Annotated in this window: 1 pseudogene; it reads left to right on the forward strand. The window is 64.0% G+C overall.

Annotation, left to right across the window (positions count from 1 at the left end):
- Positions 1 to 181: pseudogene (locus tag K0H47_RS31255) on the forward strand (DUF6124 family protein); the annotation flags it as partial.
- Positions 182 to 242 lie beyond the last annotated feature (61 nt).

Consider the following 242-nt stretch of genomic DNA (forward strand, 5'->3'; position numbering starts at 1 on the left):
CGAAGACTCCCTGCTCTACACCGCCGACCTGCTGCACAGCGCCTCGGCCACCGCGCTCGACTGTGGCGAATAACTGCAAAGCCCCGAGCGCGCCAAAGTCCTCGCCGTGTGGCACCTGCTGGAAATGGCCAAAGCCATGGTCGACCGCTCGATAGAGTGCCTGCACCCGCGCAAAACCTGACGCACGAACGCCAGAACACCGCAGATCAACTGTGGGAGCGGGCTTGCTCGCGAATGCGGTG

This window comes from Pseudomonas sp. Xaverov 83, from assembly GCF_019352905.1.
GTDB classification, from domain to species: Bacteria; Pseudomonadota; Gammaproteobacteria; order Pseudomonadales; family Pseudomonadaceae; genus Aquipseudomonas; species Aquipseudomonas yamanorum.